Raw genomic sequence first — 17,810 nt, forward strand, 5'->3', positions numbered from 1 at the left:
GCCCCCCGGAAGGGTTCGGCCGACGTGGGCGTCATGCAGGAACATCTCGACGAACTCGCGCGGCTGGTGGACACCGCCGGTGCGGAGGTCGTCGGGCAGTTGACCCAGCAGCTCGAGTCGCCGCATCCGGGCACCCTGATCGGGGAGGGCAAGGTCGAGGAGCTGGCGGCGCTTGTCGCCACGAGCGGCGCCACGCTCGTCATCTTCGACGAAGAGCTCTCCCCGATGCAGGGCGCCAACCTGGAGCGGGAGCTCAAGGTCCGGGTGATGGATCGGGCGGAAGTAATTCTCGACATCTTCTCGACGCGGGCCCGGAGCCACGAGGCGAAGCTCCAGGTGGAGCTGGCGCAGCTCGAGTACCTGCTGCCGCGCCTGCGCCGGATGTGGACTCACCTCTCGCGCATTCGCGGCGGCATCGGTCTCCGGGGCCCGGGTGAAACACAGCTCGAAACGGACCGCCGGATGATCCGCCACAAGATCCAGTGGCTCAAGGGAAAGCTGCGCGACGTCGAGCGGCACCGCGAGACGATCCGGGCCGGCCGTGTGCCGATGCTCAGCGTCAGCCTCGTCGGCTACACCAACGCCGGCAAGTCGAGCGTCCTGCGCGGGCTCTCGGGCCAGCACGAGATCGTGGTGGAGGACCGGCTCTTCGCCACCCTCGACACGCTCACGCGGGAAGTGGACCTGGGGGAGGGCTACCGGGCCCGCGTTACCGACACCGTCGGGTTCATCCGGAAGCTCCCGCACCACCTGGTCGCCAGTTTCCGCGCCACGCTGGAGGAGGCGCGCGCCGCCGACGTGCTGCTGCACGTGGTGGATGCCAGCCACCCGGGGTGGGAAGAACAGATGGACGTGGTCGAGCAGGTGCTGGCGGAACTGGGGTTGCAGGACCGGCCGGTGCTCCCTGTCTTCAACAAGGTCGATCGCCTGGCCGACCCCGTTGAATTCGGCCGGCGAGTGTCCGCCATCTATCCGGGAGCCGTGCTGACGACGACCATGCGGACCGACGGGCTGAGCAGCCTGCGGAACGCGCTGCGGGAACGGGAGCAGGCGCTCCGGCCTCCCGTCTGGCTCCGCCTGCCGCTGACCGCCGGGGCGCAGTTGGCCTCGCTCTACCGGCTTGGCGAGGTGATGGAGCGCCGTGACTCCGCGTCCGGGTTCGAACTGCGCGTCCGCCTGCCGCCGGCGGAGGTCGAACGGCTGCGCCACGACGGGGTGGAGCTGCTCGGCGCACGCGTGGCGGACACGCCCTCCGTGGGCTAAGATACGACACCCTCCAACCCCCTGGCGATCATGCCTCCTTCGCGCGACCCCATCACCAACCGGAAAATTCGATTTGCCCTCGTCGGGTGCGGCCGCATCGCCACGAAGCACTTCGAGGCGATTGAGAAGCATTCCGCCCACGCCGAACTCGTGGCCGTCTGTGATACCGACCCCGCCGCGCTGGAGCGGGCGGTGGCGAGCACCGGCGTCGCGGGGTTCCGGTCGTTGACGGAGCTCCTTGCGGGCTCAAGCGCCGACGTGGTCATCCTGGCGACGCCGAGCGGACTGCACGCCCCGCAGACGATCGAGGCAGCGGAGGCGGGGCGGCATGTGGTGACCGAGAAGCCGATGGCCACCCGGTGGTCGGACGGGCAGGAAATGGTGCATGCCTGCGATGAAGCCGGGGTGCAGCTCTTCGTGGTCAAGCAGAACCGCCGGAACGCGACGATCCAGCTCCTCAAGCGGGCGGTGGAAAAGCGCCGGTTCGGGCGGATCTACATGGTGAACGTGAACGTGTTCTGGAACCGTCCGCAGTCCTATTACGACAGCTCACGCTGGCGTGGCACCTGGGAGTTTGACGGCGGCGCGTTCATGAACCAGGCCAGCCACTACGTGGACCTGCTCGACTGGATCGTGGGGCCGGTGGAGTGCGTGCACGCCTTCACCGCCACGCTCGCCCGGCGCATCGAAGTGGAAGACACGGGTGTTGCCAATGTGCGGTGGCGGTCCGGGGCGCTCGGGTCCATCAACGTCACGATGCTGACCTACCCGAAGAACCTCGAGGGATCGATCACGATCATCGGGGAGCGGGGTACCGCCCGCGTCGGCGGCGTCGCGGTCAACTCGATTGAGCACTGGGAGTTTGCCGACAGCGATCCTGACGACGAGCGGGCCGCCGACGCCAGCTACCAGACGACGTCGGTCTACGGCTTCGGGCATCCCGCATACTACGAGAACGTGATCGCGACGCTCCGCGGCACGGCGGAAGCCGAGACCGACGGTCGCGAGGGATTGCGCTCGCTCGAGTTGTTGATCGGATTGTACCTGTCCGCCCGGGACGGGCAGCCGGTGCACCTGCCGCTGGAGTACTGAGGGTGATGGTCAGCGGCTGAAGCCGCTGCTCCGCCGCCGCCCGGCCTACCCTCGCGCGCCCTGCCGAACGGTCTCCCAAAACGCCATCGTCTTTCGCGCGATGGCATCATCCACATACTCTGCAATCACCCGGCGGCGGCCTTCCGCCGCCAGCCGCTCCCGGAGCGACGCGTCTTCGAGCAGCCGCGTCAGTGCCTCGGTGAGCCCCTCCGGATGTCCATCCGTGAATATCAGCCCTGCCTTGCCCACCGACTCCGGCAGCGCCCCGGAGTCGCTGACGACCACGGCGACGCCGTGGCTCATCGCCTCCAGCACCTGCACCGGGTACGTCTCCACCCAGCCCGGGCTCGTGCGCGACGGGGCCACGAGGCAGTCGATGCGGGGCCAGAGGTTGATCAGGTCACTCCGCGGAATGCCGCCCAGCCAGGTGATGCGCGAGGCGATGCCGATCCGTTCCGCGAGCGCCTCGAGCCGCTCCTGGTCGGGGCCGGTGCCCGCGACGGTGAGCGTCCAGGCGCCGTAGAGCCTGGCGCAGGCGCGAAGCAGGACGTCGAGCCCCTTTTCCGGCACCAGGCGTCCGACGAAGCCGATGGCCAGCGGCGCGTGGGGCTCGCCGGTCAGGGCGGGGGGCACGGGAAGCCCGAGCTGCGGGATCGAGGTGCCCGGCAAAGCCGGGTGCTCCGCGCGGACCAGGCCGGTGGCGATGGCGTTGGCGCCGAGGACCGCAGCCGCGCGGGAGAGGGTGCGGCGCCGGCGTGCCCGGGCCAGGAAGGGGAAGGGCTCTGCCAGGCTGACGGCCGTGAACGCCACGGCGGGAATCTTGAGCTGGCGTGCGACCCGCACGGCGGCATCGGCCACCGGGGTCGTGGGCTCCTCTTCCACCTGCAGGATATCGGGGCGGAAGTCTGTCAGGAGTCGGCGCATGGCGCCTGCGCGCCAGCTGCCGGGGCTGCCATTGGCCTGCCGGCCACGGGTGGGGATGGGGACGATTCGGACCCCGCTGTCTTCAGCAAACGGAGTCTCGATCGAGGCGGTCGCACCGGGTGGGGTCCAGCGGGCCGGGACGGCAACCGCCACGGCGGCACCCTGTCCAGCGAGTGCGCGAAGTTTCCCCCGGGAAGCGGGATCGGCATAGAGATGGGAGACAATGACGGCGCGCACGGACATAAAGATGGTTGTGATCCCGGTCACATCCAAGCCCGGGGGATTCTCGTCCCGGGCGGTTGTATATTAAGGCATGCGCATCCTTCACCTCTCCCGCTATTACTGGCCCCGGTCCGGGGGTCGTGAACGCGTCGTGCAGGACCTGGCCGAGGGTGCCGCCGAACTGGGGCACGAGGTTGAGGTCGTGGCGGTGCAGAGCGCGTCGAGCGGTGGTCGTGGCGGCCGGCAGCAGTCGCAGGTGACGCGCGTCTTCTCGTTCGGAAGCCTTGGGTCGCAGGACTTTGCGCCGGGGTACCTGGCCGCCGCCTGGCATCGGGCGGACATCATCCATGTGCACCACCCGCACACCCTGGCCGACGTGGCCGTGATGCTGCGTGCACGCCGGACGCCCCTGGTCGTCACCCAGCACGCCGATCAGCGACGCAGTCCCCAGCGGATCGCCTCACGCATCACGCTGAAGCGTGCCAAGGCCATCGTGGTGCCGAGCCGGGCCCATATCGCGCTCTGCCAGGAGTTGGTGGGGCTGGAGTCGAAGGTCGAAGTCATTCCTTTCGGAATCGACGAGTCGCGGTGGGCGGGGGTGCCGCCCGCGCCCGAGGGCGGGCCGATCCGGGCGTTGTTCATCGGGCGGCTGGCGCGGTACAAAGGCGTGGACATTCTGCTCCGCGCGCTGGAGCGGGTGCCGGACGTGCGGCTGGATATCGTCGGGACGGGACCGGAGGCGCCCCGGCTGCGCACGCTGGCGCAGGCGCTGGCGGTGACCGACCGGGTCCGGTGGTACGGGGAATACCCCGACGAGGATATCCCGCGCCGGATGGCGGAAGCCCACTTCCTGGTGCTCCCTTCGGTCACCTCGGAAGAGATGTTCGGGCTGGTGGCGGTCGAGGCGATGGCCGCGGGCCGGCCGGTCATCACCACTGACTTGCCCAGCGGTGTGAGGGAGGTTAATTCTCACGGCCATACGGGGTTGGTCGTTCCGCTGCGGGACCCCGACGCGCTGGCCCAGGCCATGGCCACGCTGGCCGCCGACCCTGCGTTGCGGGTGCGGATGGGAGCGGCCGGGCGGGAGCGGGTGCGCGAGCTGTTCACCCGCCGGAAAATGGCAGAGGCACACATTGCGCTCTATGAGCGCATCTTGGCGGCCCGGCGGTAGCCGGAAACCGATTCTACACCCCTTCGGAGGCATGAGATGTCCGTCATTCGCACCACCGCCGCGGTCGCGGCCCTCGCCGGACTGGCGCTCTTCACGACGCCCGCCCAGGCCCAGTATTCGGAGTCCTCGGCGTGGATCACGCCGTTTGCCGGTGCCTACTTCGGCGGCTCGTTCACCCCAGTGTCGAACACCTACGGCGTTCGGAAGCTCGACGTGGGCACGTCGTTCACCTACGGCGCCCGGCTCGGCTACAAGTTCAACCCGTCCATCGGACTGGTGTTTGAGTACGCCCACGCCGATCCGACCATGACGGTGCAGTGCAACACGCCGTCGGCCGGCCCCTACTGCGGCAAGGAAATTGACCTCGGCTCGAACATCTACGAGGGCACCTTCAACTTCTACTTCGGCAGCACGCCCCAGATGCAGGGCTACATCGCCATCGGCGGCGGCGCCAGCAACCTGAACGGCAGCGGCCAGGACAGCACCGGTGCCTCGGTCAGCGGCAGCTCGACGCAGTTCAGCACCGTGTTCGGCCTCGGCGGCACCAAGATGTTCAACGAGAAGGTCGGCATGACCCTCGACGGCCGGTATCGCTGGGTCAACGTGAACGGCGCAGATTCCTACTACTGCTACTACTACTGCTACGCCTACGACACGTCGTGGTACGGCAGCGGCGAAATCACCCTCGGCGTCAAGTACCAGTTCAAGTAGGCCTGGGCCAACGGGCCCTTAGCTCAGGTGGTTAGAGCAGCGGACTCATAATCCGTAGGTCCCTGGTTCGAATCCAGGAGGGCCCACCAACGGACGAGGACTGCGGAACGGACTGGGGACCGAGAGGGTACGCCCTCGACGACCCCGGTCCTTTTCGTTTGCGCGCTCCTCGGCCCTCCGGCTCCGTCCCCTTTCCCGGGGCGGGGGGGCGCATTATGCTCAGTCCAGTCCCTCCCACCCATCGGAGTTCCGCCATGCGCCGCCACTCGATTCGCGTGCTCGCCGCCGTCGCCCTGGTGGCGATCCCGGTGTCTGCATCCGCCCAGGAAACCGTCAAGCTGAATGGTGTCATCGTTGCGCGGTCCGGTGCGGACATGATGGTCCACGTCCAGGAGGTGACGGGCAACACGACCGTCATCCTCTCAAACGACACCAAGGTGGAGGTCAAGGGCGGCCCACTCGGCATCAAGAAGTCCTCCATGGGACCGGCGACCCTGGTTCCCGGCCTGAAGGTCGAGGTGAACGGGACGCCGGCGACCGGCGGCGCCGTCGCGGCCACCAAGGTGGAGTTCAGCTCGGGCGACCTGAAGACCGCCAACGAGATCCAGGCCGGCCTCGCCCCGACGGCGGCCCTGGCGGACACCAACGCCGAAGGGGTGGCGGAGAACCGGGCGGAGACCGACTCGCTCAGCAAGCGGTTCGGCGAACTGGGGGACTACGACATCATTGCGCAGGACACGGTGTACTTCGGCGTCAACAGCTCGGTGGTGTATCCCACGGGGCAGCAGACCTTGAAGGCCTTCGCCGCCAAGGCCAAGGCGCTGCCGTCCTACAACATCCTGGTGGCGGGGTACACCGACGCCTCCGGCAACGCGGAATACAACCAGCAGCTCAGCGAGCGGCGGGCGCAGGCGGTCATCGAATACCTCGAGCAGAAGATGGACATTCCGCTCTACCTGGTGCTCGCCCCGGCGGCGATGGGCTTCTCGCACCCCGTGGCTTCCAATGAGACGCAGGAGGGCGCGGCCAAGAACCGGCGGGTGGTGGCGTCGATCGTGGTGAACCGGGGCGTGACCGGGCAGTAGTGGTCATGCGTCGTCGGCTCGCCATCGCGTTCGCCATCGCGGCGCTGTCCGACGCGGCCTCCTTTGCGTTGTCGTTCGCGCCGCCGCTGCAGTGGGCGGTCGATGGCGGGACCGCGCTCCTGCTCTTCGCGGTGCTGGGCTGGCAATGGCCGCTGCTGCCGGGACTCCTCGTCGAGGCGATCCCCGGAGTGGCGGCCTTCCCGTTCTGGGTACTGGTGGTCGGGGCGGTGGCGGCGTGGGGGAAGGTGAAGCCCTCGCCCGACCGGACCCTTCCGCCCGTTTCGTGATTCGCCGGAGGAAACACCACGACACCACCTGTTCGGGCATTGGCGCCGCGCTGATGAGCCGCGTACCTTAAGAAAGACATGATCCGCGGACGACCGACTGTTCCTTCCACTTCCCGCCTCCCGAGTTCGCCCATGACTGACCGTCGAGACTTCCTGAAGGCCGCCGGTGTGACGGCCGCGGCCCTTGCCTCGGACGGCATCCTCCGGGGTGCCTTTGCATCTCCGGCGTTCGCCGCGCCGGCCTCCACCGCGGGCCCCACCATGGATCCCGCCACCCGGGACCTCCTCATGGAGGCGCTCAACGCCGCGAAGCGGGCCGGCGCCAGCTACGCCGATGTCCGCATCGGCCGCCAGCGCAGCAGCTATCTCCGGACCCGGGAGAATCACGTGCAGTTCTCGGCGGAGAACGACACGCTCGGCGCCGGCGTGCGGGCGCTGGTGGACGGGACCTGGGGTTTCGCGGCCACCAAGACGCTCAACAAGGAAGGTGTGGCCGGCGCGGCGCGCGAGGCGGTCGCGATTGCCAAGGCGGACCGGATTGCCCGGGACCGGCCGGTGGAGCTCTGGCCGTCGCCGTCGTACCCGGACGCGAGCTGGCAAAGCTTCTACGAGATCGACCCGTTCACCATTTCACTCGAGGAAAAGGCCGACCTGCTGCTCCGGGCCAATGCCGAGGCGATGAAGGTCGCCAACGTGAAGTTCGCATCCAGTTCCATTTCGATGGTGAAAGACGAGCGGAACTATGCCAACACCGACGGGTCGGTCATCGCCCAGCAGTTCTTCCGGATCTCGCCGGACGTGACCGCCACGGCCGTGGCGCCGGATCGTTCCGACTTCCAGTCTCGGTCCTCCCAGATTCCGCCGGCGAGCCGAGGCTGGGAGTATGTACTCTCCGCAGATCTTGTCGGGAACGCCCAGCAGTGGGGCGAGGAGGCGGCGCAGAAGCTGACCGCCAAGCCGGTGGAGGTCGGCCGTTACGACCTGATCCTGCACCCGACCCATCTCTGGCTCACGATCCATGAGTCCATCGGGCACCCGACCGAGCTCGACCGCGCGATGGGCTACGAGGCCAACTACGCCGGTACCAGCTTCGTGGCGCCGCCCAAGGCAGTGCTTGGCAAGCTCAAGTACGGTCCGGAGTTCATGAACATCCAGGGCGACCGGTCGCAGGAGGGTGGACTCGCCACCATCGGGTGGGACGATGAAGGGGTCAAGCCGAACGACTTTCTGATCATCAAGAACGGCATCATGAATGACTACCAGACCACCCGCGAGCAGGCCGGCTGGCTCAAGTGGTGGTACGACGAGCAGGGCATCCCGACCCGCTCGCATGGCTGTTCCTACGCGCAGAACTGGGGCAGTGTCCAGTTCCAGCGGATGCCCAACGTCTCGCTGCTGCCCGGGCCGGACGAGCGCTCCTGGGAGGACATCATCGCCGCCACCGACCGGGGCATCGCCATCATGGGCAACGGGTCGTTCTCCATCGACCAGCAGCGCTACAACGCCCAGTTCGGCGGCCAGGTCTTCTACGAGGTCCGCGGCGGCAAGATCGTCGGCATGATGAAGGACGTCGCCTACCAGATCCGCACACCGGACTTCTGGAACTCGATGGACATGATCGGCGGGAAGTCGAGTTACATGCTGGGCGGCGCGCTGAACGACGGAAAGGGACAGCCGGGCCAGAGCAACGCGGTGAGCCACGGGTGCGTGCCTGCCCGCTTCCGCCAGGTGAACGTGATCAACACCGGGAGGACGGCATGAGCGGCCCCGTGATGACCCGCGAGGAGGCCCAGGCGCTGCTGGAACGCGTCATCGGGTTCTCGAAGGCCGACCGAGTGCAGGTGAGCGTCAACAGCTTCCGCACGGCGAACACCAGGTTCGCGGCCAACCAGCTCTCCACCGCAGGCACGGTGGACGACTCCGGCGTCTCGATCCAGAGCTGGTACGGCGCGAAGCACGCCGTGGCCCGCACCAACGACCTGTCGGAGGATGCGCTGCGTGCGACGGTGGCCCGATCGGAGGCGCAGGCCCGGCTCGCCCCCGAGGACCCCGAGGACATGCCGCTCCTCGGCCCGCAGACGTACGTCCCCGTCATGTCCTATTTCGAGTCCACCGCGGAACTCTCCGCCGGGGACCGTGCCCAGGCGGCGCTGACCGCGCTGTCCGTGACCCGCGCGTCGGGGAATCTCCTGGCTTCGGGGTTCCTCGAGACAAGGGCGAGCGCAACCGCCCTGGCGAACAGCGCCGGGCTCTTCGCGTACGACCGCACCACCTCGGCCAACTACACGCTGACGGTGCGGACCACCGATGGCACCGGCAGCGGCTGGGCGGGGGCCGACAACCCCGACTGGACCAAGCTCGACTTCCGCTCGGTGAGCAGCCGCGCCATCGACAAGGCGCGCGCCTCCCGGGACCCGGTGGCCATCGAGCCGGGGCGATACACCGCCATCCTCGAACCCCAGGCGGTCGGCGACCTGACGCAGCTCATGCTGTACGCGCTTTCGGCCCGATCGGCCGACGAGGGCCGGAGCCCCTTTGCCAAGGAGGGCGGCGGCAACAAGATCGGCGAGAAGATTCTCGACGAACGGATCAGCATGATTTCCGATCCGCAGGATCCGATCCTGCTGGCCCGCCCGTTTGACGGCGAGGGGCTGCCCCTCGGCCGCCAGGTCTGGATCGAGAACGGGGTGCTCAAGGCGCTGAACTACTCCCGCTACTGGGCCAAGAAGACGGGGAACACGCCCACCGGCGGACCGTCATCCTGCCTGGTGCCCGGCGGCACGACCTCAGTGGACGAGATGATCGCCCAGACGGAGCGCGGTGTGCTGTTGACCCGTCTCTGGTACCTCCGGCAGGTGGACCCGCGCACCATCCTCTACACCGGGCTCACCCGCGACGGCACCTTCCTGATCGAAAATGGAAAGATCAGCAAGGCGATCCGCAACTTCCGCTTTAATGAGTCGCCGCTGTTCATGCTGAACAACGTGGAGGCGATGGGGCCGGCCCAGCGGCTGGCCGGCACCGAATCGGGGGGAGACGTCGCGATGCCGTCGGTCAAGGTGCGCGACTTCAACTTCACGAGCTTGTCGGAGGCGGTCTGAACCAGGCGGGGCAGGCGGGCATCGAACGGCTGCGGCGGGAGGTGCACCGCCGCATCGTTGGCCAGGAGACCGTGGTGGACGAGGTCCTCATGGCGCTCCTCGCGGGAGGGCATGCGCTGGTCGTGGGTGTGCCGGGGCTGGCCAAGACGCTGCTGATCAGTTCGCTCGCCCAGGCGATGCAACTCGATTTCCGCCGTATCCAGTTCACGCCGGACCTGGTGCCCAGCGACATCACGGGCACCGAGGTGATGGAAGAGGACGCCGCCACCGGGACCCGCTCGTTTCGCTTTGTCCGCGGTCCGGTGTTTGCCAACATCGTGCTGGCCGACGAGATCAACCGGACGCCGCCCCGGACCCAGGCGGCGCTCCTCGAGGCGATGCAGGAGCACCGGGTGACTGCTGCCGGGGAGTCGCTGGCGCTTCCCGAGCCGTTTTTCGTGCTCGCCACCCAGAACCCGATCGAGCAGGAGGGCACCTACCCGCTGCCCGAGGCACAGCTCGATCGGTTCCTGTTCGATATCCGCATCGGTTATCCCGCCGAGACGGAGGAGGTCGAGATCCTCCGTGCCACGACCGGCGGCGCGCCCGAGCCGCTTACGCCGGTGCTCGACGCGGCGGAGACGCTCGCGCTGCAGCGCGCCACGCGCGAGGTGCCCGCGGCCGATGCGGCACTGCGATACGCGGCGCGCTGGCCCGCGCCACCCGTCCCGACGACCCGACCGCGCCGGAGCTCGTGAAGCGCTACGTCCGGTGGGGTGCCGGCCCCCGAGCGGGCCAGGCACTCATTCTGGGCGCCAAGGCGCACGCGATCCTGCAGGGCCATCCGGTCGTGGCGCCGGCGGACATTCAGCGGGTCGCCTACCCGGTGCTCCGGCACCGAATCCTGACAAATTTCGCGGGTGAGGCCGAGGGCGTGCGGGCAGAGCAGATCATCAAGGCGGTGCTCGACCTGGTGCCGACTCCCCGTGGGGAAATCCGAATCTAGGGTGCTGGCATCGAGCCTCCGGGACTACGGCCCGTTCCTCGATGCACTCGCCGGCCTCTCCTGGCCGGCCCGCCGGCCGGTCGGCGCGGGCTCGGCGGGGAGCCACCCCTCCCGTCTCCGCGGGATGGCGGCGGATTTCACCGAATATCGTCCCTATCGATTCGGCGATGATCCTCGGCGCCTGGACTGGAAACTCCTGGCCCGCACCGATCGCGCCTACCTGCGGCTCACCGACGACAATGCGACGCGTTCCACGCTCATCCTGGTGGATGCATCGGCGTCACTCGCCTTTCCATTCGAGACGATGGCCAAATGGAGGCAAGCCTGTCGCCTCGCGGTGGGCCTCGCGTCCGTGGCGCAACACGACGGAGATCCCGCAGGCCTGGTGGTGGCGCATGAGCGGGGCACCGTGCGCCTCCCCCCCAGGAGCCGTGCCGGCACGATTCCGGAGATGGCGCGGGCGCTCGATGCAGTGGCGCCGAGCGGCTCGGCCCCCCTGAGCCCGGCGCTGGAGCAGGTGCGCGCCGGTTGGCGGCTGGTGTTGATCTCCGATTTCCTGAGTGATGAACTCGAACTCCTTCCCCTGGTTCGTCAGCGCATCGTGGCGGGCGCGGAGGTTTTTGCCGTCCAGGTCGTCTCGGAGGGCGAACTGCGGCCGGTGCCCACCACGCGCCTGGCGGTGGATCCGGAGGCACCGGCGGTTCGCCGCGTCCTGCAGCCTGACACGCTCCCGGAGTACACCAAACGCTTTGCGGACTGGCGCGCGGGCCTGCGGCGCGCGTGGCGGCACGCTGGCGCCGAGTTCACCGAGGTGCTGGCGGAGGAGGAACCGGTCCGGGCCATCCGACGGATCGTGGCCGGCGTGGAGGACACGCGGTGACCTTCGGCGCGCCGATCTGGCTCGCGGCCGCGGGCGTGGCCGCGGCGGTGGCAGTCGGGCTGCACCTGCTGGCTCGCCGCCCGCCCCGATCCTATGCGCTTCCAACGGCGCGGTTCGTTCCCGACCGGCCAGCCAGGACCACCGCACCGACCACCCGACCGACCGATCTCCTCCTGCTGCTAGTCAGAGTCACCGCGCTGCTCCTGCTGGGTGCGGCGCTGGCCCGCCCACAGACCGCCCCACCGCGCCGCGTTCACACCATCGTGGCACTCGACCGTTCGCGCTCGGCGACGACCGAACTCGATTCCGTGGCCGCCGCCGTCGTGCGAAACGCCGATCTTGTCATCACCTTCGATAGCACCGCCACCATGATGCCGGTGGGCGGGGCACCGCGTCCAGCCGGTGGGGGACGGGGCTCGCTTTCCACCGCGCTGGTGGCGGCGATGCGGGCCGCGCCGGGCCTGGCCAGGTCCGCCGACTCGATCGAACTGGCCATCGTCTCACCGTTCATGGCGGAGGAATGGGACGAAGCGACGCTCGACATTCGCGAGTCGTGGTCCGGACGCATACGACTGGTGCCGATTGCAAAGGCGCTGCCCGCCGGCATCGAGGGCGGCGGCCTCCGGGCATCCGCGGGCGATCCCATCACGGCGACGGTGGCACTAGGGAACGGGCTTCCGGCGGGAACCCGCCTGGTGCGCACGGTTCTCACTGCGGAGGACTCGGCATGGGCGGAGCGGGGCGGAACGCTGGTATTCTGGCCGGTGGAAGAGGCTGGCTGGCCGTCGCTCCCGGGACTCGCCGCCGGAGTCGTCGCCGGGCCTCATGCGGCGGTGGCGCCCTTCGGGCCTCGCGTGGCCCTGCCGTCGGGACGGGTGGTCGCCCGGTGGGCCGATGGTACCCCCGCCGCCACGGAGCGTGCCCTGGGTGCCGGCTGTGAGCGCGACGTAGGCATTTCGATTCCCGACGAAGGGGACATCCCCCTTCGCCCCGGCATCATTCGGCTGGTTCGTCAGCTGAGCGAGCCGTGCGGCGGGCCACGCGGAAGCGAAGTCGTGCCGCAGGCGCAGCTCGACAGCCTCCGCGGAAGCGGTGGGCTGCTTGCCCCGTCATCGATTCCGGTTCGGGAGGAAGGGCGGGTGCCCGCCAATCTCGGACTGCTGATCGCCGCTGGCGTGCTTGTCCTGCTGGAGCCGCTGCTCCGCCGGGACCGGGCGGCGGCATGACCGTTGATCGTCGGCTGCGGCACGCCAGGCTCGCGCTCGCCGGCGGCGTGCTGCTCGCCGCTTTGGGCTGGGGCGTGGCGGTTGCGGGCGGGTGGCTGCTGCTCGTTGCCCTCCTCGATTTGGCGATTGGCCTGAGCTGGCCGGCGCGTCAGGCGCTTGCCGTTGGTGGCGTGATGCTCGGCGTGGCGGCCGCCATCGCAATCCTCTGGCGCAACAGAGGGGCAGCCTCACTGACCGCCGTCGCACTGTGGCTCGAGGGGCGCGCCCCATCGATGCGGTACGCGCTGGTGACCTTGGTGGAGGGCCGACACCCGGCGATGGCGCCCCGCCTCGAGCAGGCCGTGGCGAATGCCAGCTGGAGCGCGCCGCTTCGACAGACAGTGCTGCGGGCGGCAGGCGTTCCGCTGCTGGCCGCGGCTGTGGTCATCGTGGCACTCGCCGCCTTGCCCCACGGGGTTGTCGCGCGGATGTCGGCGCCGGCGCCCGGCGACATCCTGACGGCGCCGGCGCGGCCTGAAGCAACGAGCAATCCGTTGCGGCCGGTCGTCGTTACCCTGGTACCACCCGCCTACTCCGGGCTTCGCAAGGAGACGGTCGAGGATCCGGAAACGATCGTGGGGCTGCAGGGGACCAGTGTCCGGATCAGCGGACGGGGGGCACCGTCATCGCTGACCGTGCAGCTGGGGAATCGTTCAGTTCCAGTCGGCACATCGGAAACCGGGTGGGCCCTCGGCTTTATCATGCCGGATTCTGTCGTTGCGCTCCGGCTGGAGGCCGGCGGCATCACGCGATTGATCGTGGTCAGTGGCACACCCGATTCGCTGCCGGTCGTCCAGCTCACCGCTCCAGCCCGGGACACCGTGTGGCGGGCACCTGGGGGGCCACTTCCGCTCCACGCCGAGATCCACGACGACTACGGGCTGGCGGATGGCTGGTTTGAATTCGTGGTGACGAGCGGGGCAGGGGAGCGCTTCACCTTCCGCAGCGGAGTCGCGGGCCGGCGGGCGCTCGATGGGGCACGAGATGCGAAGCTCGATGCCACGCTGTCGCTCGATTCCCTGCACCTGGTGCCGGGAGACGTCGTGCACCTGCGCGCCGTTGCGCGGGATCGCAACCTGATCACCGGACCCGACACCGGCTATTCCGAGACGCGCATGCTTCGCGTGCCGAGGGCGGGTGAGGGCGACAGCGTGTCGGTATACGCCGCGGCGCCGGCCGACGCCGATTCCTCGCTCCTGAGCCAGCGGATGCTGATCCTCCTCGCAGAGGGGTTGCAGCGGCGTCGCCCCCGACTGAAGGCGGGGCTGGTGCTCCAGGAGTCACGCGCCATCGCCAAAGACCAGGCGGCCCTGCGGCGCCAGGTGGCGACCATCATCTTCCACCGCCTCGGCGGCGAGGCCAGTGCGGAAGAGTCGGGGGATGCCGACACCGCGCCGTTGACGCCGGAGGAACTCCTGGCCGCGGCGGAGCAGGCGACAGAGCAGAACGAGAACGCACTCGACTTTGCGGAAGACGAGACGCCGGTCGTCGCGGTCAACCGACCGCTGCTCGAGGCCTACAATGCGATGTGGGTGGCGGGTCGCGAGTTGGAGCAGGGCCAACCAGGGCGCGCGCTCCCGCCGATGCGGGAGGCGCTGGCGGCCATCCTGCGGGCGCGCGCCGCAGAGCGGATCTATCTGCGTGGCCGTCCGCCGGTGGCGGTGGTCGACCTCGCGCGGGTGCGCCTCGCCGGCAAGCTCACCGATGTGCATCCCTCCCCGGCGCACGGGCAGCCTGTCGAGTCGGGCAGCGTTGCGGCGCTGCTGGATCGATTCACGCTGGCGGTCGACGCGCTGCCGAGGTCGGCGGCGGTGGATTCACTCGCGGTGCTCCGGCTGGACGCCATGCGCGCCCTGCCGGAGTTTGCCGCCGCGCTGGACCGGGCCCTGGTGGCGCTCCAGTCCGGTCGGGACGCGACCGACGCCCTCCTCGCCGCGCGGCGCACCCTTACCACGCCCGTCGTTGCTGTGCCAACGTTGCCGGCCTGGGGGTGGCCATGAGCGAATTTGTCTTCGCCACCGCCCAGTACGAGTCGGGTGACTGGGACTCGGCGCCGCTCTTGCCCGCCAACATCATCGACACCCTGGCCCGTTACACGTCGCTGGCGCTTGCCCCGCAGGGGGTGGTGGTGCCGCTTGGCTCCACCGACCTGTTCCGCTATCCGCTGGTGTATCTCACCGGCCACCTGCCGCTCCGCTTTTCCGAGCAGGAGCGCCGCAACCTGCGCGCTTACATCGATCGCGGCGGGATGCTGTTCGTTGACGATCACAACCACGACATCGACGGCGTCTTTCACCGGTCGGCCACCGAGGAGATTGGCCGGACAATAGGGCCGATCACGGAACTGCCCAATCGTCATCCGCTCTATTCGGCGTTCTTCGAGTTTCCCGACGGGCCGCCGGCCACCAGCCAGGAACTGAATGGCTGGGGAGACAACCTGGTGCACACGCATCTCTTCGCCGTTCAGCGTGCGGGTCGCATCGCGGTGCTCTACAGCAACAAGGATTACAGCTCGGAGTGGGACTACCACGCCGAGACCAAACGCTTCTATTCGGTGGACAACACGCGGTTCGCCGTGAACGTGGTGGTCTATGCGCTTACCCGCTGACCGCCCCGCGTTCGAGTGGGGCCTCCGGGTGGCGGCACTGGCGCTGCTCGGTTGGCTGATCGTCCTTGCGTCGCTCCCCGCGCGCGTCGGCGGTCGCGTGGCCGTCGTCCCGCGCGAGCTGGAGAGCATGGCTGCGGAATGGGCATGGTTGCCGCCGATGCGAGTCGCTCTCGGTCACGCTGGACGCGGCGCCCGCTCCGGTTGCGCGCGATTGGCTGGTTGCGCTCCGGCGCGCTGGAACAACGGTCATGTGGTCGAATGCTGGTATCGCGCCGATAGGCCTGGAGGTCGAACCGAAGCGAGACCCGGCCGGTGGTGTCCTGGTGCGGCTTGCCGGGTCGGCCGGCGACACCGTGGCGCTCGCTGATGCCCTCGGTCCCCTGGATCGCACGTCCATTGGCGTCGGTGGTGGGGCGACGGTGCGGCTGCCGCCGGTGGCCGGGGCGGTCCGCGCATCCCTTGGCCCGACGACCGCCTGGGCGGAGAGTGACACCGCGAGCACTCATCGCCGCATTCTCCTGCTCGGCACGGCGGGGTGGGAGGCCCGGTTTGTGGCGCGGGCGTTGGAGGAACGCGGCTGGGTGGTGGATGCGCGGTATGCCGTGGCGCCCCGGATTGATGTCAGGCAGGGCGAACCGATGCCCCTGGATACGGCATCGCATGCGGCGGTCGTTGTGCTCGACTCCACCGCCAACCGGTTGGCCGGAGCGATCGCGGGCTTCGTGCGTTCAGGCGGCGGTCTGGTTGTGGCGGGGGATGCCGGGGCATCGGTCGGGCGATTGGCGCCGGGTGGAATGGCGGGGCCGGTGCGACACGCGACGGCGCTCGCCTTCGAGCAGGCCGATCCGCGCCGTGCGCTTGCCTATGTCGAGCTCCGGCCGTTGTCGCCCGGGGCCGTCACACTGGAGACGAGAGAGGACCGGCCGGTCGTTGCGGCTCGGCGGGTGGGGGCAGGGCGCGTCGTTGGGGTCGGGTATCGTGATACCTGGCGCTGGCGGATGCAGGGCGGGGAAGGCTCCGTGGCGGCGCACCGCGCCTGGTGGGCGGACCTGGTGGCGGGCGTGGCGTACGCTCCGCTGAGCACCGGTCATGCAGGCGACGGGGCACCGCTCGCGAGTCTGGTCGACGCGCTCGGGCCGCCGAGCTCGCTGCCCCCGGCCCGGCCATTGCGGACGCCGGTGTACCCCTGGCTTGTTGCGGCCCTGACCCTCTGCCTGCTGCTGGAGTGGACGTCACGGCGGCTGCGGGGGGCGCGGTAGCGGGCCGAGGGCGACTCTCGCTCCCCCGCCAACTTGGCAGCATTGAGGTCCCCAGCTGCGGAGTTCCGGCAGCCCACTACGGAACCACTGCAGGCTTCGCAGCCTAAGTAGGGTCTTAGGGGCACAAGGCTGCGGGGCACGCAGCGGGTTGCCGTCTGAAGTTGAGCCGGGCTGTGCGGCTATCGTGATACAGGTCAGGCAGATGCGCCCTCGGCCGCCTATCGGTCTTTCCAGATTAGCTCGCGGGCCGTACCTTGGAAGGGCTTGTAGGAGAAGTACCACTCAGTCCATTAGGCGTTAGGCAGCAACCCCGCTCCAGAGTGAGGTTACAGTGCTCCGGTGGCACCTCCTCGTTGCTGTCGTCGCAGCGCAGGGTGTTCAGGCCCAGACTCCAGCGACGCCCGCAATCGCGCAGGAACGTGCCGTGTACGCCGTCCTGCGTGCTTCTGAGCCGGCGTGGTTCTGGAAGGATTCGTCATTTGTTGTGCTCCGATGTGCGGATACACGCCCGAGATGGCCTGATGCGACTGGCTCCCAAGCGGACCAACTTCCCGGCTTCCTCTCACCTGAGAAGGTCGCTCCGGTTCTAGCGGGCGAGCTATTGCCAGGACTCGATCGGCCTCTCATCGACAGCCTTCCTACGAATCACCAAGGTTGGACTGCCCTACGCGAGCGCTTCGGTCCCAATACCGACGTTCTCGTTCTAAGCCGGGTGGCCTTTGACTCCTCGTACTCCCACGCGCTGGTAGAACTCACATTGCTCTGCGGCGATAGGTGTGCAAGCGGGCGAGGGTATCAGTTGCAGCGAGGCACGTCAGGCTGGGCGATCGCCCAGGTGTGGTCGATTCGCAACTAGGGCCCTGCTGCTAATGCTGCCTAACCAGCGCATGCAGCTGACGAGGGCGCGCTCTATCTGCGGCAGCCGCCGCGCTTTATACTACTGGCGAGGTCGCGCGG

16 protein-coding genes and 1 tRNA gene are annotated in these 17,810 nt (G+C 68.9%); 16 read left to right on the top strand and 1 reads right to left on the bottom strand.

The features are described 5' to 3' along the window. Positions 1 to 33: 33 nt before the first annotated feature. Entirely contained in the window at positions 34 to 1,263 is a 1,230-nt protein-coding gene (hflX, locus tag R2910_12740) for a GTPase HflX (protein MEZ4413848.1), read from the top strand. Positions 1,264 to 1,293: 30 nt separating this feature from the next. After that, positions 1,294 to 2,355 (top strand): Gfo/Idh/MocA family oxidoreductase, encoded by a 1,062-nt coding sequence (locus tag R2910_12745; GenBank protein ID MEZ4413849.1) that lies wholly within the window; start codon positions 1,294 to 1,296, stop codon positions 2,353 to 2,355. A 45-nt stretch (positions 2,356 to 2,400) separates the two neighbouring features. Here R2910_12745 and R2910_12750 read toward each other — a convergent pair whose 3' ends face one another. Then, on the bottom strand, positions 2,401 to 3,522 hold the full coding sequence (locus tag R2910_12750; GenBank protein MEZ4413850.1) for a glycosyltransferase: 1,122 nt from the start codon (positions 3,520 to 3,522) through the stop codon (positions 2,401 to 2,403). Between the two features lie 70 nt (positions 3,523 to 3,592). Between R2910_12750 and R2910_12755 the strand changes: the two genes are divergently transcribed. The 14 genes from R2910_12755 (at position 3,593) to R2910_12820 (ending at position 16,853) form a co-directional block, all read left to right on the top strand. Further along, positions 3,593 to 4,672: a glycosyltransferase gene (locus R2910_12755; GenBank protein ID MEZ4413851.1), complete on the top strand. Its 1,080-nt coding sequence runs from the start codon at positions 3,593 to 3,595 to the stop codon at positions 4,670 to 4,672. 36 nt (positions 4,673 to 4,708) lie between these two features. Then, positions 4,709 to 5,383, top strand: coding sequence for an outer membrane beta-barrel protein (locus tag R2910_12760; GenBank protein ID MEZ4413852.1), 675 nt, complete (start codon positions 4,709 to 4,711; stop codon positions 5,381 to 5,383). A 12-nt stretch (positions 5,384 to 5,395) separates the two neighbouring features. After that, positions 5,396 to 5,472: transfer RNA gene (locus tag R2910_12765), tRNA-Ile, on the top strand. A gap of 165 nt (positions 5,473 to 5,637) precedes the next feature. Then, the gene (locus R2910_12770) at positions 5,638 to 6,468 is read left to right on the top strand and encodes an OmpA family protein (GenBank protein ID MEZ4413853.1); all 831 of its coding nucleotides are present in this window, start codon (positions 5,638 to 5,640) and stop codon (positions 6,466 to 6,468) included. A gap of 5 nt (positions 6,469 to 6,473) precedes the next feature. Continuing rightward, on the top strand, positions 6,474 to 6,755 hold the full coding sequence (locus R2910_12775) for a hypothetical protein (protein MEZ4413854.1): 282 nt from the start codon (positions 6,474 to 6,476) through the stop codon (positions 6,753 to 6,755). A 132-nt stretch (positions 6,756 to 6,887) separates the two neighbouring features. Continuing rightward, complete coding sequence (locus R2910_12780) at positions 6,888 to 8,516, top strand: TldD/PmbA family protein (protein ID MEZ4413855.1); 1,629 nt, start codon at positions 6,888 to 6,890, stop codon at positions 8,514 to 8,516. Then, on the top strand, positions 8,513 to 9,856 hold the full coding sequence (locus R2910_12785) for a TldD/PmbA family protein (GenBank protein ID MEZ4413856.1): 1,344 nt from the start codon (positions 8,513 to 8,515) through the stop codon (positions 9,854 to 9,856). The genes R2910_12780 and R2910_12785 overlap by 4 nt, the downstream gene beginning before the upstream one ends. A gap of 41 nt (positions 9,857 to 9,897) precedes the next feature. Further along, positions 9,898 to 10,593: an AAA family ATPase gene (locus tag R2910_12790; protein ID MEZ4413857.1), complete on the top strand. Its 696-nt coding sequence runs from the start codon at positions 9,898 to 9,900 to the stop codon at positions 10,591 to 10,593. Beyond that, positions 10,590 to 10,841 carry a hypothetical protein gene (locus tag R2910_12795; GenBank protein ID MEZ4413858.1) on the top strand — a complete coding sequence of 84 codons (252 nt, stop codon included), beginning with the start codon at positions 10,590 to 10,592 and terminating at the stop codon, positions 10,839 to 10,841. The genes R2910_12790 and R2910_12795 overlap by 4 nt, the downstream gene beginning before the upstream one ends. A 1-nt stretch (position 10,842) precedes the next feature. Continuing rightward, positions 10,843 to 11,721: a DUF58 domain-containing protein gene (locus R2910_12800; protein ID MEZ4413859.1), complete on the top strand. Its 879-nt coding sequence runs from the start codon at positions 10,843 to 10,845 to the stop codon at positions 11,719 to 11,721. Next, complete coding sequence (locus tag R2910_12805) at positions 11,718 to 12,947, top strand: BatA domain-containing protein (protein ID MEZ4413860.1); 1,230 nt, start codon at positions 11,718 to 11,720, stop codon at positions 12,945 to 12,947. The genes R2910_12800 and R2910_12805 overlap by 4 nt, the downstream gene beginning before the upstream one ends. After that, complete coding sequence (locus tag R2910_12810) at positions 12,944 to 14,986, top strand: hypothetical protein (GenBank protein MEZ4413861.1); 2,043 nt, start codon at positions 12,944 to 12,946, stop codon at positions 14,984 to 14,986. The genes R2910_12805 and R2910_12810 overlap by 4 nt, the downstream gene beginning before the upstream one ends. Then, positions 14,983 to 15,594 carry a DUF4159 domain-containing protein gene (locus R2910_12815; protein MEZ4413862.1) on the top strand — a complete coding sequence of 204 codons (612 nt, stop codon included), beginning with the start codon at positions 14,983 to 14,985 and terminating at the stop codon, positions 15,592 to 15,594. The genes R2910_12810 and R2910_12815 overlap by 4 nt, the downstream gene beginning before the upstream one ends. Positions 15,595 to 15,842: 248 nt before the next feature. Next, the gene (locus R2910_12820; GenBank protein ID MEZ4413863.1) at positions 15,843 to 16,853 is read left to right on the top strand and encodes a hypothetical protein; all 1,011 of its coding nucleotides are present in this window, start codon (positions 15,843 to 15,845) and stop codon (positions 16,851 to 16,853) included. The last annotated feature ends 957 nt before the right edge of the window (positions 16,854 to 17,810 follow it).

This window comes from Gemmatimonadales bacterium, from assembly GCA_041390145.1.
Taxonomy (GTDB): Bacteria; Gemmatimonadota; Gemmatimonadetes; order Gemmatimonadales; family GWC2-71-9; genus SPDF01.

Bases quoted from the DNA above. Each gene is read 5' to 3' on its own strand.
- hflX (MEZ4413848.1), top strand. From the start codon at position 34: ATGCAGGAACATCTCGACGAACTCGCGCGGCTGGTGGACACCGCCGGT.
- R2910_12745 (MEZ4413849.1), top strand. From the start codon at position 1,294: ATGCCTCCTTCGCGCGACCCCATCACCAACCGGAAAATTCGATTTGCC.
- R2910_12750 (MEZ4413850.1), bottom strand. From the start codon at position 3,522: ATGTCCGTGCGCGCCGTCATTGTCTCCCATCTCTATGCCGATCCCGCT.
- R2910_12755 (MEZ4413851.1), top strand. From the start codon at position 3,593: ATGCGCATCCTTCACCTCTCCCGCTATTACTGGCCCCGGTCCGGGGGT.
- R2910_12760 (MEZ4413852.1), top strand. From the start codon at position 4,709: ATGTCCGTCATTCGCACCACCGCCGCGGTCGCGGCCCTCGCCGGACTG.
- R2910_12770 (MEZ4413853.1), top strand. From the start codon at position 5,638: ATGCGCCGCCACTCGATTCGCGTGCTCGCCGCCGTCGCCCTGGTGGCG.
- R2910_12775 (MEZ4413854.1), top strand. From the start codon at position 6,474: ATGCGTCGTCGGCTCGCCATCGCGTTCGCCATCGCGGCGCTGTCCGAC.
- R2910_12780 (MEZ4413855.1), top strand. From the start codon at position 6,888: ATGACTGACCGTCGAGACTTCCTGAAGGCCGCCGGTGTGACGGCCGCG.
- R2910_12785 (MEZ4413856.1), top strand. From the start codon at position 8,513: ATGAGCGGCCCCGTGATGACCCGCGAGGAGGCCCAGGCGCTGCTGGAA.
- R2910_12810 (MEZ4413861.1), top strand. From the start codon at position 12,944: ATGACCGTTGATCGTCGGCTGCGGCACGCCAGGCTCGCGCTCGCCGGC.
- R2910_12815 (MEZ4413862.1), top strand. From the start codon at position 14,983: ATGAGCGAATTTGTCTTCGCCACCGCCCAGTACGAGTCGGGTGACTGG.
- R2910_12820 (MEZ4413863.1), top strand. From the start codon at position 15,843: ATGTGGTCGAATGCTGGTATCGCGCCGATAGGCCTGGAGGTCGAACCG.